Source organism: Thioclava sp. F36-7 (assembly GCF_002020075.1).
Lineage (GTDB): Bacteria > Pseudomonadota > Alphaproteobacteria > Rhodobacterales > Rhodobacteraceae > Thioclava > Thioclava sediminum.
This window is the reverse complement of record NZ_MPZR01000006.1, coordinates 236,061-251,438: the sequence shown is the minus strand read 5'-3', so window position 1 is coordinate 251,438 and position 15,378 is coordinate 236,061. Positions and strand designations below refer to the sequence as shown.

10 protein-coding genes are annotated in these 15,378 nt (G+C 62.5%); 2 read left to right on the top strand and 8 right to left on the bottom strand.

Annotated features, from left to right (window positions below):
- Positions 1-51: 51 nt before the first annotated feature.
- From rpoC to secE, 8 genes are all read right to left on the bottom strand, one after another.
- Complete coding sequence (gene rpoC, locus BMI89_RS13130) at positions 52-4,278, bottom strand: DNA-directed RNA polymerase subunit beta' (RefSeq protein ID WP_078571258.1); 4,227 nt, start codon at positions 4,276-4,278, stop codon at positions 52-54.
- 50 nt (positions 4,279-4,328) lie between these two features.
- Positions 4,329-8,465 carry a DNA-directed RNA polymerase subunit beta gene (gene rpoB / locus BMI89_RS13125; RefSeq protein ID WP_078571257.1) on the bottom strand — a complete coding sequence of 1,379 codons (4,137 nt, stop codon included), beginning with the start codon at positions 8,463-8,465 and terminating at the stop codon, positions 4,329-4,331.
- Between the two features lie 248 nt (positions 8,466-8,713).
- Positions 8,714-9,088, bottom strand: a complete 375-nt coding sequence (rplL, locus tag BMI89_RS13120; RefSeq protein WP_078521318.1) for a 50S ribosomal protein L7/L12 — start codon at positions 9,086-9,088, stop codon at positions 8,714-8,716.
- A gap of 66 nt (positions 9,089-9,154) precedes the next feature.
- The gene (gene rplJ / locus BMI89_RS13115; protein WP_078521320.1) at positions 9,155-9,667 is read right to left on the bottom strand and encodes a 50S ribosomal protein L10; all 513 of its coding nucleotides are present in this window, start codon (positions 9,665-9,667) and stop codon (positions 9,155-9,157) included.
- 259 nt (positions 9,668-9,926) lie between these two features.
- Positions 9,927-10,625 (bottom strand): 50S ribosomal protein L1, encoded by a 699-nt coding sequence (rplA, locus tag BMI89_RS13110; protein ID WP_075773827.1) that lies wholly within the window; start codon positions 10,623-10,625, stop codon positions 9,927-9,929.
- Positions 10,626-10,628: 3 nt separating this feature from the next.
- Positions 10,629-11,081 carry a 50S ribosomal protein L11 gene (gene rplK, locus BMI89_RS13105; RefSeq protein WP_078521322.1) on the bottom strand — a complete coding sequence of 151 codons (453 nt, stop codon included), beginning with the start codon at positions 11,079-11,081 and terminating at the stop codon, positions 10,629-10,631.
- 106 nt (positions 11,082-11,187) lie between these two features.
- Entirely contained in the window at positions 11,188-11,727 is a 540-nt protein-coding gene (gene nusG / locus BMI89_RS13100; RefSeq protein WP_075773825.1) for a transcription termination/antitermination protein NusG, read from the bottom strand.
- A gap of 242 nt (positions 11,728-11,969) precedes the next feature.
- Positions 11,970-12,155, bottom strand: coding sequence for a preprotein translocase subunit SecE (secE, locus tag BMI89_RS13095; RefSeq protein WP_075773824.1), 186 nt, complete (start codon positions 12,153-12,155; stop codon positions 11,970-11,972).
- A gap of 249 nt (positions 12,156-12,404) precedes the next feature.
- Between secE and BMI89_RS13090 the strand changes: the two genes are divergently transcribed.
- Together BMI89_RS13090 and BMI89_RS13085 are read left to right on the top strand one after the other, a co-directional pair.
- Complete coding sequence (locus BMI89_RS13090) at positions 12,405-12,899, top strand: DUF4405 domain-containing protein (RefSeq protein ID WP_078571256.1); 495 nt, start codon at positions 12,405-12,407, stop codon at positions 12,897-12,899.
- A gap of 108 nt (positions 12,900-13,007) precedes the next feature.
- Entirely contained in the window at positions 13,008-15,377 is a 2,370-nt protein-coding gene (locus tag BMI89_RS13085) for a glycosyltransferase (protein WP_078571255.1), read from the top strand.
- The last annotated feature ends 1 nt before the right edge of the window (position 15,378 follow it).

The window sequence follows — 15,378 nt, the reverse complement described above, 5'->3', positions numbered from 1 at the left end:
GCGATCTCTCGCGCGGGGGGATGTTTCAGATCGTCTCCAACCGGAGGTGGATCAATCGCGGCTTTCCGGCGTCTCGACCGGACCGAAATCGGCCTCTGCCTCGGCCGGAGCCGCCAGCGCTGCCGCGGCTTCCGCCTCGGCCTGACGCTGCTGGATGACCTTGGAGTCACGCTCGGTCGCGATCTTGCGGACCTTGGTGGTCGCGCCACCGGTACCCGCCGGGATCAGACGGCCGACGATGACGTTCTCCTTGAGGCCCACGAGCTTGTCGCGCTTGCCCTGCACCGAAGCCTCGGTGAGAACGCGGGTCGTCTCCTGGAAGGAGGCCGCCGAGATGAAGGACCGGGTCTGCAGCGAGGCCTTGGTGATGCCGAGCAGCACGGGTTCGCCATGCGCCGGACGCCCACCACGGGCTGCAACCTTGTCGTTCTCCTCGTCGAACTCTGCCTTGTCGACATTCTCGCCTTTCAGGAGCGTCGTATCGCCGGAATCGAGGATCTCGATCTTCTGCAGCATCTGGCGAACGATCACCTCGATGTGCTTGTCGTTGATCTTCACGCCCTGCAGTCGATAGACGTCCTGCACCTCGTTGATGAGGTAGTCGGCCAGAGCCTCGATCCCCATGATGCGCAGGATGTCATGCGGCGCCGGGTTGCCGTCCATGATGTAGTCACCCTTCTGCACGAAGTCGCCTTCCTGCACCGGGATGTGCTTGCCTTTCGGCACCATGTACTCGGCCGGCTCCAGACCATCATCACGCGGATCGATCGCGATCCGACGCTTGTTCTTGTAGTCCTTGCCGAAGCGCACATAGCCATCGATTTCGGCGATGATCGCGTGATCCTTCGGACGACGTGCTTCGAAGAGTTCGGCCACACGCGGCAGACCGCCGGTGATGTCCTTCGTCTTCGCGCCTTCGCGCGGAATACGCGCAACGACGTCACCCGCCTTCACGTCCTGACCGTCTTCCACCGAGAGGATCGCATCCACCGACATGGTATAGGTCACCGGGTTGCCCGCTTCGTTGCGGACCGGCTCGCCATCCTCGCCGAGGATCAGAACTTCCGGCTTCAGCTCGTTGCCCTTGGGCGCAGCGCGCCAGTCGGACACGATCTTCTGGGTCATGCCGGTCGCATCGTCGGTATCCTCGCGCACGGAGATACCCGAGATCAGGTCGACGAAGCGGACCTTACCGGGCTTCTCGGCGATGATCGGCAAGGTGTAGGGATCCCATTCGATCAGCTTGTCGCCGCGACCGACCGCCTCGCCATCCTTCACGAAGACCTTGGTGCCGTAGCCGATCTTGTGCGAGGCAAGCTCGTCACCCTGATCGTTCACGATCACGAGCTGCATGTTCCGGCCCATGACGATCTGCTCGCCCATCTCGTTGAGGATGATGTTGGCGTTGCGGAACTCGATCTTGCCTTCCTGGCTGGCCTCGAGGAACGACTGCGAGCCACCCTGAGCAACACCGCCCAAGTGGAAGGTCCGCATCGTCAGCTGCGTACCGGGTTCACCGATCGACTGCGCGGCGATAATGCCCACCGCTTCGCCCTGGTTCACCAGCGTACCGCGTGCGAGGTCGCGACCGTAGCAGAGCGCGCAAACGCCCTCTTCGGCCTCACAGGTCAGCGCCGAGCGGATACGGACGGATTGCACGCCCGCCTGCTCGATCGCGTCGGCCTTGCGCTCGTCGATCAGCTCGCCGGCGCGGACGATCACCTCGTCCTCGCCCGGAACCGTCACGTCGTCAGCTGCGACACGGCCCAGCACGCGCTCCGAGATCGGAGCGACGATTTCGCCGTCATTCACAGCCGCCGAAGCGGTGATCGCGCGGTCGGTGCCGCAATCATGCGTGCGCACGATGCAGTCCTGAGCGACGTCCACCAGACGACGGGTCAGGTAACCCGAGTTCGCCGTCTTCAGTGCGGTATCCGACAGACCCTTACGGGCGCCGTGGGTCGAGTTGAAGTATTCAAGAACGGTCAGACCTTCCTTGAAGTTCGAGATGATCGGCGTCTCGATGATCTCGCCGTTCGGCTTGGCCATGAGGCCACGCATACCGCCCAGCTGCTTCATCTGCGTCACCGAGCCACGAGCACCCGAGTGGGCCATCATGTAGACCGAGTTCGGTTCCTGCTCGGCACCGTTCTCGTCGTATTTCGGCGCGGAGATGGTGTTCATCATCGCGTCGGTGACCTTGTCGTTACACTTCGACCATGCATCGACGACCTTGTTGTACTTCTCACCCTGGGTGATCAGACCGTCCATGTATTGCTGTTCGAAGTCCTTGACCTGGTCGCGGACGGTTTCGACGATGTCCCACTTGTTATCCGGGATCACCATGTCGTCCTTGCCGAACGAGATGCCAGCCTTGAACGCTTCCTTGAAGCCCATGCCCATGATCTGGTCACAGAAGATGACCGACTCTTTCTGACCGCAATAACGGTAGACGGTGTCGATCGTGTTCTGCACGTCTTTCTTACGCAGAAGACGGTTCACCAGTTCGAACGGCGCTTTCGCGTTCAGCGGCAGCAGCGCGCCGAGGCGCACACGGCCGGGCGTGGTCTCGAAACGCTCATAGACCTCGTTGCCGGTTTCGTCGATCTGCTTGATCCGCGCGGTGATCTTGGCGTGCAGATGCACTTCGCCCGAGTTGAGCGCGTGCTCCACTTCCTCGACCGAGGAGAAGGACATGCCTTCGCCCTTCATGCCTTCGCGTTCCATGGTCACGTAGTAGAGACCCAGAATCATATCCTGCGAAGGAACGATGATCGGCGCGCCGTTGGCGGGCGACAGGACGTTGTTCGTCGACATCATCAGCACGCGCGCTTCCAGCTGGGCTTCCAGCGAGAGCGGAACGTGGACGGCCATCTGGTCACCGTCGAAGTCAGCGTTGAACGCCGAGCAGACGAGCGGGTGCAGCTGGATCGCCTTGCCTTCGATCAGCATCGGTTCGAACGCCTGGATACCCAGACGGTGCAGCGTCGGCGCACGGTTCAGCAGAACCGGGTGCTCGCGGATCACCTCGTCGAGGATATCCCACACCTCGGGACGCTCTTTTTCGACCAGCTTCTTCGCCTGCTTCACGGTGCTCGACAGGCCCTTGGCCTCGAGGCGCGAGTAGATGAAGGGCTTGAAGAGTTCGAGCGCCATCTTCTTCGGCAGACCGCACTGGTGCAGCTTGAGTTCCGGGCCGGTCACGATGACCGAACGACCCGAGAAGTCGACGCGCTTACCCAGAAGGTTCTGACGGAAGCGACCCTGCTTACCTTTCAGCATGTCCGAGAGCGACTTCAGCGGGCGCTTGTTGGTGCCCGTGATGACGCGGCCGCGGCGGCCGTTGTCGAACAGCGCATCGACCGATTCCTGCAGCATCCGCTTTTCGTTGCGCACGATGATGTCGGGCGCACGCAGTTCGATCAGACGCTTCAGACGGTTGTTCCGGTTGATCACACGACGATAGAGGTCGTTGAGATCCGAAGTCGCGAAACGGCCGCCATCGAGCGGGACGAGCGGACGCAGTTCCGGCGGGATCACCGGAAGCACGGTCAGCACCATCCACTCGGGACGGTTGCCCGACTCGAGGAACGACTCGACGATCTTCAGACGCTTGATGATCTTCTTCGGCTTCAGCTCGCCCGTGGCTTCCTTCAGCTCCTCGCGGAGCTGCTCGGCCGTGGCTTCGAGATCGATGCCAGCAAGCATTTCACGGATCGCTTCCGCGCCGATATTGGCGGTGAAGGCGTCCGCGCCGTAGGTGTCCTGCGCGTCGAGATACTCTTCTTCGGACATCAGCTGACCGTATTGCAGGTCGGTCAGACCCGGCTCGATCACCACGAAGTTTTCGAAGTAGAGGATACGCTCGAGGTCGCGCAGCGTCATGTCGAGCATCAGGCCGATGCGCGAGGGCAGCGACTTGAGGAACCAGATGTGAGCGACGGGCGAGGCCAGTTCGATGTGGCCCATACGCTCGCGGCGCACTTTCTGGAGGGTGACTTCGACGCCGCATTTCTCGCAGACGACGCCGCGATACTTCATGCGCTTATATTTGCCGCACAGGCATTCGTAGTCCTTGATCGGGCCAAAGATGCGTGCGCAGAACAGGCCGTCACGCTCGGGCTTGAACGTACGGTAGTTGATGGTTTCCGGCTTTTTGATTTCACCGAAGGACCAGCTCAGGATCCGCTCCGGCGAGGCGAGCGAGATCTTGATCTCGTCGAACGCCTTCGGCTGCGCGAGCGGGTTGAACGGGTTTTGGGTCAGTTCCTGGTTCATCTGTAAATCCTTGAATGAGGGCGGAAGGGCTTAGAGGAGGGCCGAAGCCCTCACTCGTCATCCTCCGCGTCCAGGAGTTCCATGTTGAGGCCGAGGCCCCGGACCTCTTTGACGAGAACGTTGAACGACTCCGGCACGCCGGCTTCGAAGTTGTCCTCGCCCTTGACGATCGACTCGTAGACCTTCGTCCGGCCTGCCACGTCATCCGACTTCACCGTCAGCATCTCCTGCAGGGTGTAGGCGGCGCCGTAAGCTTCCAGAGCCCAGACCTCCATCTCCCCGAGACGCTGACCACCGAACTGCGCCTTACCACCCAGCGGCTGCTGCGTGACGAGCGAGTACGGACCGGTCGAACGGGCGTGCATCTTGTCATCGACGAGGTGGTGAAGCTTCAGGAAGTACTTCACACCCACCGTGACCTGACGCGCGAACTGCTCGCCGGTGCGGCCGTCGAACACGGTCGACTGACCGGATTCGTTGAAGCCCGCACGCTTGAGCGCGTCGTTGATGTCGGCCTCTTTGGCACCGTCGAAGACCGGGGTCGCGATCGGAACGCCGGTGCGGACGGCTTCGGCGCTCTCGATGAACGCCTCGTCATCCATACCTTCGATGATCTCACCGTAGGTCTCGTCGCCATAGCCGATCTTCATCGCCTCGCGAACGGGGGTCAGGTCGCCGTTACGACGATAGGCTTTCAGCGCCTCGTCGATCTGGTTGCCCAGACCGCGCGAAGCCCAGCCCATATGCGTCTCGAGGATCTGACCGACGTTCATGCGCGACGGCACGCCCAGCGGGTTCAGCACGAGATCGACAGGGGTGCCATCGGCAAGGAACGGCATGTCTTCCATCGGAACGACTTTCGACACGACGCCCTTGTTGCCGTGACGGCCAGCCATCTTGTCGCCAGCCTGAAGCTTGCGCTTCACAGCCACGAAGACCTTGACCATCTTCATCACGCCCGGAGGCAGATCGTCGCCCTGACGGACCTTCTCGACCTTGTCCTCGAAACGCAGGTCGAGCGCGCGCTTCTGCGCCTCGAACTGGTCGTTGAGGGCTTCGACTTCCTTGGCGTCGCCCTCATCTTCGAGCGCGAGCTGCCACCATTGGCCCTTCGACAGGGTGCCCAGCAGTTCTTCGTCGATGGTCGAGCCAGCCTTGACGCCTTTCGGCCCCTTCACGGCGGTCTTGCCGGTGATCAGGGTCTTGAGACGCGCGTAGATGTTGCGCTCGAGAATGGCGAGCTCGTCGTCCCGGTCACGGGCCAGACGCTCGACTTCCTCACGCTCGATCTGCAGCGCACGCTCGTCCTTGTCGACGCCGTGACGGTTGAAGACGCGGACTTCCACGATCGTACCGTAAGCCCCCGGCGGCAGACGCAGCGAGGTGTCGCGCACGTCCGATGCCTTCTCGCCGAAGATGGCGCGGAGGAGTTTCTCTTCCGGCGTCATCGGGCTTTCGCCCTTCGGCGTGATCTTACCGACGAGGATGTCACCCGGCCCCACTTCGGCGCCGATATAGACGATCCCGGCTTCGTCGAGGTTGCGCAGGGCTTCCTCGCCGACATTCGGGATGTCGCGGGTGATCTCTTCCGGGCCGAGCTTGGTGTCGCGGGCCGCCACTTCGTATTCGTCGATATGGATCGAGGTGAACACGTCGTCGCGGTGGATCCGCTCGGAGATCAGGATCGAGTCTTCGTAGTTGTAGCCGTTCCACGGCATGAAGGCGACGACCACGTTCCGGCCGATAGCCAGTTCGCCCATGTCGGTCGACGGACCGTCAGCGACGATCTGCCCCTTCACCACCCGGTCGCCCACTTTCACGATCGGACGCTGGTTGATGGTCGAGGACTGGTTCGAGCGCTTGAACTTGCGCAGACGGTAGATGTCCACGCCCACGTCGCCCGCTTCGAGATCGTCGGTCACGCGGATAACGATACGCTGCGCATCAACCTGGTCGATGATACCGCCGCGGTTCGCCATGATCGCAGCGCCGGAGTCGCGTGCGACGGTCGCTTCCATGCCGGTACCGACATAGGGCGATTCCGAGCGCAGCAGCGGCACGGCCTGACGTTGCATGTTCGCACCCATCAGAGCGCGGTTCGCGTCGTCGTTTTCGAGGAACGGAATGAGCGCCGCACCGACCGAGACCAGCTGCTTCGGCGACACGTCGATCAGGTCCACCGTTTCCGGCGGGTTGAGCGCGTATTCGCCCGACTGGCGGGTCGAGACGAGATCGTTGATGAACTTGCCGTTCTCATCGAGCGTCGCGTTCGCCTGCGCCACGGTGTGACGCATTTCCTCGGTCGCGGACATGTAGACCACCTCGTCGGTGACCTGACCGTCGTTGACCTTGCGATACGGGGTTTCGATGAAGCCGTACTTGTTCACGCGGGCGAAAGTAGCCAGCGAGTTGATCAGACCGATGTTCTGACCTTCGGGCGTCTCAATCGGACACATCCGACCGTAGTGGGTCGGGTGAACGTCGCGCACCTCGAAGCCGGCACGCTCACGGGTCAGACCGCCCGGGCCGAGCGCCGAGAGACGACGCTTGTGCGTGACTTCCGACAGCGGGTTGGTTTGGTCCATGAACTGCGACAGCTGCGAGGAGCCGAAGAATTCACGCACCGCAGCCGCGGCCGGTTTCGCGTTGATCAGATCCTGCGGCATGACCGTATCGATCTCGACCGAGGACATACGCTCCTTGATGGCGCGCTCCATGCGCAGCAGGCCGACGCGATACTGGTTTTCCATCAGTTCGCCGACCGAACGCACACGGCGGTTGCCGAGGTGGTCGATGTCGTCGATCTCGCCCTTGCCGTCGCGCAGTTCCACCAGACCCTTGATGCAGGCGATGATGTCCTCTTTGCGCAGCGTGCGCTGGGTGTCCGGCGCATCGAGGTCGAGACGCATGTTCATCTTCACGCGGCCCACGGCCGAGAGGTCGTAGCGCTCGGAGTCGAAGAACAGGCTGTTGAACAGGGTTTCAGCGGCCTCGACGGTCGGCGGCTCACCCGGACGCATGACGCGGTAGATATCCATGAGCGCGGTTTCGCGGTTCATGTTCTTGTCCGACGCCATGGTGTTGCGGATGTAGGGACCGACATTGACGTTATCGATGTCGAGCACCGGGATCTCGGTGATGCCGTTGTCGATCAGGGTCTTGATCGAACCGCCCGAAAGCTCGCCGTTCTTGTCGTATTCCGCCGTCAGCTCGTCGCCCGCTTCGATGTAGATGAAGCCGGTATCGTCGTTGACGATATCCTTGGCGCAGAAGCGGCCCATGATGTGGTCGAACGGCACGAGCAGCTCGGGGACCGAGTTGTCGTCACGCCATTTCTTGACCATGCGCGGGGTCGCTTTCTCGCCCGCTTTCAGGATCACTTCGCCCGACGCCGCATCGACGAGGTCGAAGGTCGGACGGGTGCCGCGCACGCGGTCGGGGAAGAACTTGGTGACCCAGCCCGACTTGCCCTTCGCGGTGTAGGTGACGGTGTCGTAATAGGCATCCATGATGCCTTCCTGATCGAGACCCAGCGCATAGAGCAGCGTGGTCACCGGCAGTTTCCGACGACGGTCGATACGCGCGAAGACGAGGTCCTTGGCGTCAAATTCGAAGTCCAGCCACGAGCCGCGATAGGGAATGATGCGGCAGGCGAAGAGCAGCTTGCCCGAGGAGTGGGTCTTGCCGCGGTCATGGTCGAAGAACACGCCCGGCGAGCGGTGCATCTGGCTCACGATGACCCGCTCGGTGCCGTTCACGATGAACGTACCGTTCTTGGTCATGAGGGGCATATCCCCCATGAACACGTCTTGTTCCTTGATGTCCTTGACCGAACGCGCGCCGGTTTCCTCGTCCACATCGAACACGATGAGGCGCAGGGTCACCTTCAGCGGTGCCGAATAGGTCATGTCGCGAGCCTGGCACTCGTCGACATCGTATTTCGGTTTTTCGAGCTCGTATTTCACGAACTCCAGAATGGCGTTGTCGTTGAAATCCTTGATCGGGAAGACCGACTGGAAAACGCCCTGGATACCCTCGCCATCGGTGGGCTGATCGACTTCGCCGGAGCGCAGGAACAGATCGTAGGAGGATTTCTGAACCTCGATGAGGTTCGGCATTTCGAGGACTTCGTGGATTTTGCCGTAATAGCGACGGATGCGTTTCTGACCAACGTAAGCTTGAGCCATGCTCTGCGTGACCTTTCGTCTCTTCGCGGCACATGCAATGTCGGGGCCCATTGCACGCCGCAAGGCGAATGAAGGGGGGGCGGTTCCATACCTGCCTTTCGTCCCACCGAAAGGCTCCCGAACCGCGAACACCGCCTTGGAGAAAGCTTCAAACGGGCAAAGCCCTCTCCGAGACAGGTTCGGCTGGGCCCGGGAAAACCCCGGACCCAGCCCTTTTTTCAGATCGGATGCAGTCGCATCCGGCTCGCTTACTTGAGCTCGATTTTCGCGCCAGCGTCTTCGAGCTTTTTCTTGATCTCTTCGGCTTCCGCTTTCGCAGCGCCTTCCTTGACCTTGCCGCCAGCTTCAACGAGCTCTTTGGCTTCTTTCAGGCCCAGGCCGGTGATGCCGCGGACTTCTTTGATCACGTTGATCTTCTGAGCGCCAGCTTCGACGAGAACGACGTCAAATTCGTCTTTCTCTTCAGCAGCTTCTTCGCCACCAGCAGCCGGACCGGCCATCATGACAGCGCCACCAGCGGCGGGCTCGATGCCGTATTCGTCTTTCAGGATGGTTTTCAGTTCCTGGGCTTCCAGGAGGGTCAGACCCACGATTTCTTCGGCGAGTTTTTTCAGATCAGCCATTTTTCAGTTCCTAGATTTGGGTTTCCAACGTCGCGGTTTCAAGCCGCTACGGGACAAGTCGATTGCTTACGCAGCCTTTTCCTCGATGGTCGAAAGGATGCTCGCGATGTTCGAAGCAGGCGCGCCAACGGCACCGGCGATGTTCGAAGCGGGTGCGCCGATCTGCGACACGATCTGAGCGATGAGCTCTTCACGCGACGGCATGTCAGCGACAGCTTTGACACCAGCGATGTCGAGTGCCGAGTCTCCCATTGCGCCGCCGAGGATCGAGAGTTTCTCGTTCTCTTTGGCATATTTGACGACCACTTTCGCCGCAGCGACAGGATCCTCAGAATAGGAAAGCACGGTCATGCCCGTCAGGTATTCAGCGATGCTTTCGCAGGGCTGACCTTCAAGGGCGATCTTGGCGAGCTTGTTCTTGGCAACACGAACCGAACCACCCGCTTCACGCATGCGTGCGCGGAGGTCCTGCATGTTAGCAACCGTCATGCCTTCGTAGTGAGCAACCACTACGACGCCAGAGCTTGCGAAGATCTGGCCGAGTTCCTCGACCACTTTCTCTTTTTGGGCTCTATCCACAGTTACACTCCAAGTATGGGGGTTTCCCCCCGGCTCTCATTGTCCCGGTTTCCCGGGGTCGGGTCCGAAGGGCCCGAGGCCAGATCGCCCGAGATCGGCCCGAAGGCCCAAACCCGGAATTGGTCTCGATCCCCATCTCAGGAAGGAAATTAAGCCGTCACCTTTGCGGGATCAGGCACCCTCCGTCTCGGACAGGTCAGGGCGGAGGCGTCAGGCCGCCGCCCTACCACCCACCGAGGTTTCCCCCGGTGGAATTCTCTTAGTTGCCGGTCGCCGACGTAATGTCGACGGCGACGCCCGGGCCCATCGTCGAGCTCAGGGACACCTTCTTCATGTAGGTGCCTTTCGCGCCGGCGGGCTTGGCTTTGGTCACGGCATCCACGAAGGCGCGGATGTTTTCGGCCAGCTGCTCCTCGGAGAAGGAGACCTTGCCGATGCCGCCATGAATGACGCCGGCCTTCTCGACCTTGAACTGAACCTGGCCACCTTTCGCCGCTTCGACAGCCGCTTTCACGTCCATCGTCACGGTGCCGACTTTCGGGTTCGGCATCAGGTTGCGCGGGCCCAGGACCTTACCCAGACGGCCGACGATCGGCATCATGTCCGGGGTCGCGATGCAGCGATCGAATTCGATCGTGCCGCCCTGAATGGTTTCCATCAGGTCCTCGGCGCCGACGATATCGGCCCCGGCTTCCTTGGCTTCGTCCGCTTTCGCGCCACGAGCGAAGACAGCCACGCGGACGGTCTTGCCGGTGCCGTTCGGCAGAGCGACGACGCCACGAACCATCTGGTCGGCGTGACGGGGGTCGACACCGAGGTTCATTGCGATTTCGAGGGTCTCGTCGAATTTCGCGTTCGCGTTCGACTTGATCAGCGAAACGGCTTCCTCGACGGAGACGTTGGACTTGCCGGCGAAGGCTTCGCGGGCGGCTTTGGTGCGTTTACCGAGCTTTGCCATGACTTAGCCTTTCACCTCGATACCGATCGACTTCGCGGAGCCGAGGATGATGTTCATCGCGCCTTCGATGTCGTTGGCGTTCAGGTCCTTCATCTTCGCTTCGGCGATCTCACGCACCTGAGCGGCGGTGATGGTCGCGGCGACGACGCGGCCCGGAGCTTCCGAACCCTTCGGACGGTTACGCTTGCCGACCGGCTTGAGGCCGGCTGCCTGCTTGATCATGAAGCTAGCCGTAGGCTGCTTGATCTCGAAGGTGAACGACTTGTCGGCGTAGTAGGTGATGATCGTCGGGATCTTCGCCTGCTTGTCCATTTCCTGCGTCTTGGCGTTGAACGCCTTGCAGAATTCCATGATGTTGATCCCGCGCTGACCCAGCGCCGGACCGACCGGCGGGGACGGGTTTGCGCCGCCTGCCGGAATTTGCAGCTTGAGCTGCCCAACAACTTTCTTGGCCATGTGGCCCTCTCCTTATCACTGTCACGCCCCTAGGGGGTCGCGAAGTTTAGTGGTTCGGTCCGGGCGTCCCTGTCGTGCAGGGCCCCTCGCCTCCCACGGCTCACACTCAGGCGGTTTTCTGCACCTGCGTGTATTCCAGTTCGACCGGCGTCGGCCGACCGAAGATCGAGACGGTGACTTTCAGGCGGCTCGCCGCCTCGTCCACTTCCTCGACCATGCCCGAGAAGCCCTCGAAGGGCCCGTCGGTCACATTCACGTTCTCGCCGACCTCGAAGGTGATGAGGCTGCGCGGCGCGGCCTGCTCACCCGATTCGTCGACACGGCTGAGGATGCGGTTCACTTCCGCATCACCCATCGGCATCGGCCGGCCCTGCGGCCCGAGGAAACCGGTGACCCGGTTCGTCGAGTTGATCAGGTGATAACCCTTGTCGGTCATCTCCATCCGCACCAGCACGTAGCCCGGCATGAAGCGACGCTCGGAGGTCACTTTCTTGCCGCGACGCACCTCGATTACTTCCTCGGTCGGCACCAGAACTTCTTCGATCTGGTCTTCCAGACCCTGATCGATCACGGCCTGACGGATTTGCTCGGCCACTTTCTTCTCGAAGTTCGAGAGAACGCTTACCGAATACCAACGCTTCGCCATGCCGATTCTTTGCCCCTTGCCGACGACGCCGGAGCGCCGAAAATTCCTGTTATTTCACGGGATTACCCGTGTCTCCCAGAATAAAAAACAGCGCGCACCACGCGAATCGATGCACGCCGCCTCTGGGAAAGTCCCGCCCCTTTACCGCCGGAGCCCTGTGATTTCAAGAGCGTAAGGCCGGAGCGCGATCACTTCGTTGCCGCAACTGCGAATGAGGTCTGGCGGAGAGCGCCGGAAGCCTATCAGCTCCCGATCACCTGCGTCACGCCGAGACGGATGACCCAGTCCACGAGCGAGAAGAAGATTGCCGTCAGCGCAGCCATCGCCAGCACCATGCCGGTCGTCAGCAGAACTTCGCGGCGGCTCGGCCAAGCCACTTTGCCCGCTTCCGAGCGCACCTGCTGGAGAAACTGGAGTGGGTTTGCCATCGTCGTCGTTCCTTACGCGCCCAATGCGGCGCCCTTGAGCCGAAAATACCGCGCCGCTTTCGGCGCAACTGCCGCCAGATACTTGCTCCCCTCGCGGATTTCAAGGCTGTTGCGACCGCCTGCCCCTCCGCGGACGCCATGCGCCCACTGCAAGCCGGCTTTGATAACGGAAAATCCATCGATGCGCGTGCAACTTAACATCCGACACCCCGCGCGGTCAGCACAGCCGCGATTCGACAGGAGCCATCGATGCCCGCCATCCTCAACCGCTACGCCACGCCGTTCATCACCGGCCTTTTCCTCGTCTCTTTGATTTCAGGAATCGCCTTGTTCTTCCACTGGGGCAGCGCGTGGTTCCACGGGATGCATGAATGGCTCTCGATGGTGCTGATCGTGCCGTTCGCGCTGCATATCTGGAAGAACTGGCGGCCGATGACCAACTACTTCAAACGCGCGCCGATGGGCCTGGCGCTCGCGCTTTCCGTCGTGGCGGCGCTGGCCTTCGTCCTTCCCGCCGCGACGAGCTCTCAAAGCGGCGCGCGTGGCGGACCTCCGCAATTCGCGATCGCGCAGGCGCTGTTCGACGCGCCTTTGTCGGAGGCCGCACCCGTGCTCGGCCTGTCGGGCACCGACGCCGCCGCCAAGCTGGACGCCGATGTGACGCAAAGCCTGACGGAAATCGCCTCGGCGCGCGAAAGCTCCGCCGCGACGCTTGCTCAGCAACTGATGGGGCAGCCGCAATAACGGCCCGTCGCGCCGTGCGGGGCATCTCGGGCGGCGCAAGACGGTTGCGACTGTCACGCAATCGACTAGGGTGACTCTACCAAAGGTTGTTTTTCATCAAGGAATTGCATGTCGACTTTCGTTCCGCCGCCGTCAGCCGTCTCCCTGCTCCATCGCCTGCGCGGCTATCGCGGAGCGCTGGAGCGGATCGAGAACGGGAGGGTGGTCGGCTGGATCGCAAAGAAAGGCGACGGCACCCCGCTCGATATCGAAATTCATTGCAATGCCGGGCGGCTCATCTCGGGACGCGCGGCGATGTTCCGCGCCGACCTTGCACAGGCTGGCATCGGCTCGGGCAATCACGGCTTCGCCTTGCCGCTGTCGGCAGCTCTGCAAGAGGCCGCGGGCGGCGAAATCAGCCTCCACATCCCCGGCAGCGGCCCAATCGCCACGCTGTGCTTCGACCCCGACGCGACGGCGCTTCCGAAAGAGAAAGACGCCCTGCATCGCTATATGCATGGCCCGATCATCTCGCTGCGCGCCGCGTCCACCGCGCAGGCGGACATGCCCGACCTGACCGCGCAGCAACCGCTTTTCGCGGCGCGGTCCGCGCATGGCGAAGACCTGCCCGCGCCTCTCTTTTCCTACATCGATTACGCACGCCATCGCGCGGGCATGGAGGAGCAGCTTCCCCTCGATGGCAGCGACGCGGCAGTGTCGGACATCCTGCGCTGGTATCTCGACAGCTACGCCGCGCAGCACCCGTCGCAGCAAATCCCGCTGAGCCGCGCCGCGATCGACTGGCTCAATGCACAGACCCGCCCAGGCGGACCGAGCCGCGCGATGGACCTCTACGGCAAGACCGGCGACCCGGACGACGCGACCGCATGGGCGCTTCGCGACGCCCCGTCGCTCGGGCTCGGCGATTGCCTCCTCCCCGACAGCCTGATCGAGACGCTGGCAGAGACGAAAGGCTCCAGCCCCTGGCCGATAACCCGCGGGCTTCTGGCCCTGCGCGAGGCGATCCCGCCGCTCGCGCAATTCTCGCCGAAGACCGACCGCCACCGCCGGATGCTGCATGTGCTCGCGATGATCCTCGCGGTCGAACGGCCCGAGATCCTGCTGTTCCTGCCCCGCAGCGAAACGAAGACGCTGCTCGAAGGAGGCCGCCTCTCGGATGTCTGCTCGCAACTGCATCCCGGCCCGCCGATCACCCGCGCGCGCTACGCTGCGGCGCTGCGCGCGAAGGGCTTCGACCTCGAGAGCATGTCCTTCCTGCGCACGCCCGACGGCCATCGGATCGCCGCCGCCACGCGCCCCGCCCCCGAGGGCACCCCCGTAGATGTTCAGATCCACGGTCCCTTCGCGAAAGCCTCCGGGCTGGGCCAATCGACGCGGCTGTCGCATGACATTTTGTCCCGCTGCGACGTCACGCTCAACGCGGTGGAAAGCGCGCGCGACAACCCGACGCCCGCGCAAGACGGCGCCAAGACCGGCGCGCCCCGCCCCGCGCGCATCAACTTGCTGCACCTGAATGGCGACGCGGTCCCCCCGGCCTATGCCTTCGACGCCGACTGCTACTCCGACGCTTACAATATCGCCTATATGCATTGGGAGTTGGACCGCGCTCCGGACTGTCACCACCTCGCGCTCGACCTTGTCGACGAGGTCTGGGTGCCCTCGGAATACTGCGCCGAGATTTACCGCAAAGAGACCGACACGCCGGTGGTGAATGTCGGGATGTGCTATCCCGAACCGCCCAGCATCGACCGGGGCCACGCGCGCAGCACCCTGCGCCAACGCAACGATTGGCCCGAGGAAAGCTTCGTCTGCCTCGCCAGTTTCGACAGCTTCTCCTTCGTGCAACGGAAGAACCCGCTCGGGACGATCCACGCCTTCCGCGAAGCCTTCAGCGAGGACGCGGAGGTGCGCCTGCTGATCAAGACGCAAAATCGCGGCCATGTCTGCGACGCGGCACAGGCCACGCTTTGGGCCGAAATCGACCGGCTCGTCGCAGCCGATCCGCGCATCGCTTTGCTCGACGAGACGCTCGATCACGCGGGGGTGCTGGAGCTGATGGCCGGCGCGGACCTCTACGTTTCGCTGCATCGCTCCGAGGGCTGGGGGTTCGGCATGCTCGAGGCGATGACGCTAGGCGTGCCGGTCCTGTGCACGGGCTATTCCGGCAATCTGGAATTCTGCAACGAGGACACTACGTGGCTCGTGCCCGCGTCCGAGGTCGAGGTCGCGCCGCAGGACTATCTTTACGTCGAGCCCGGAATGCACTGGGGCGAGCCGGACCACGCCGCCGCGGTCGCCCAGTTCCGCGCGGCACGCAGCGACCCGGACGCGCGCAAGAAAAAGGCGACGCAGGCCGAAGCCTTCCTGCGCCGCCACTTCTGCGCCGATGCGATTGCCGCGCGCTACAGTGCCCGCCTGTCCGAGATTTTCACCCGGCTCGACCGGGCACGCAAACCACACGCCCGCCCCGCCGAATAAG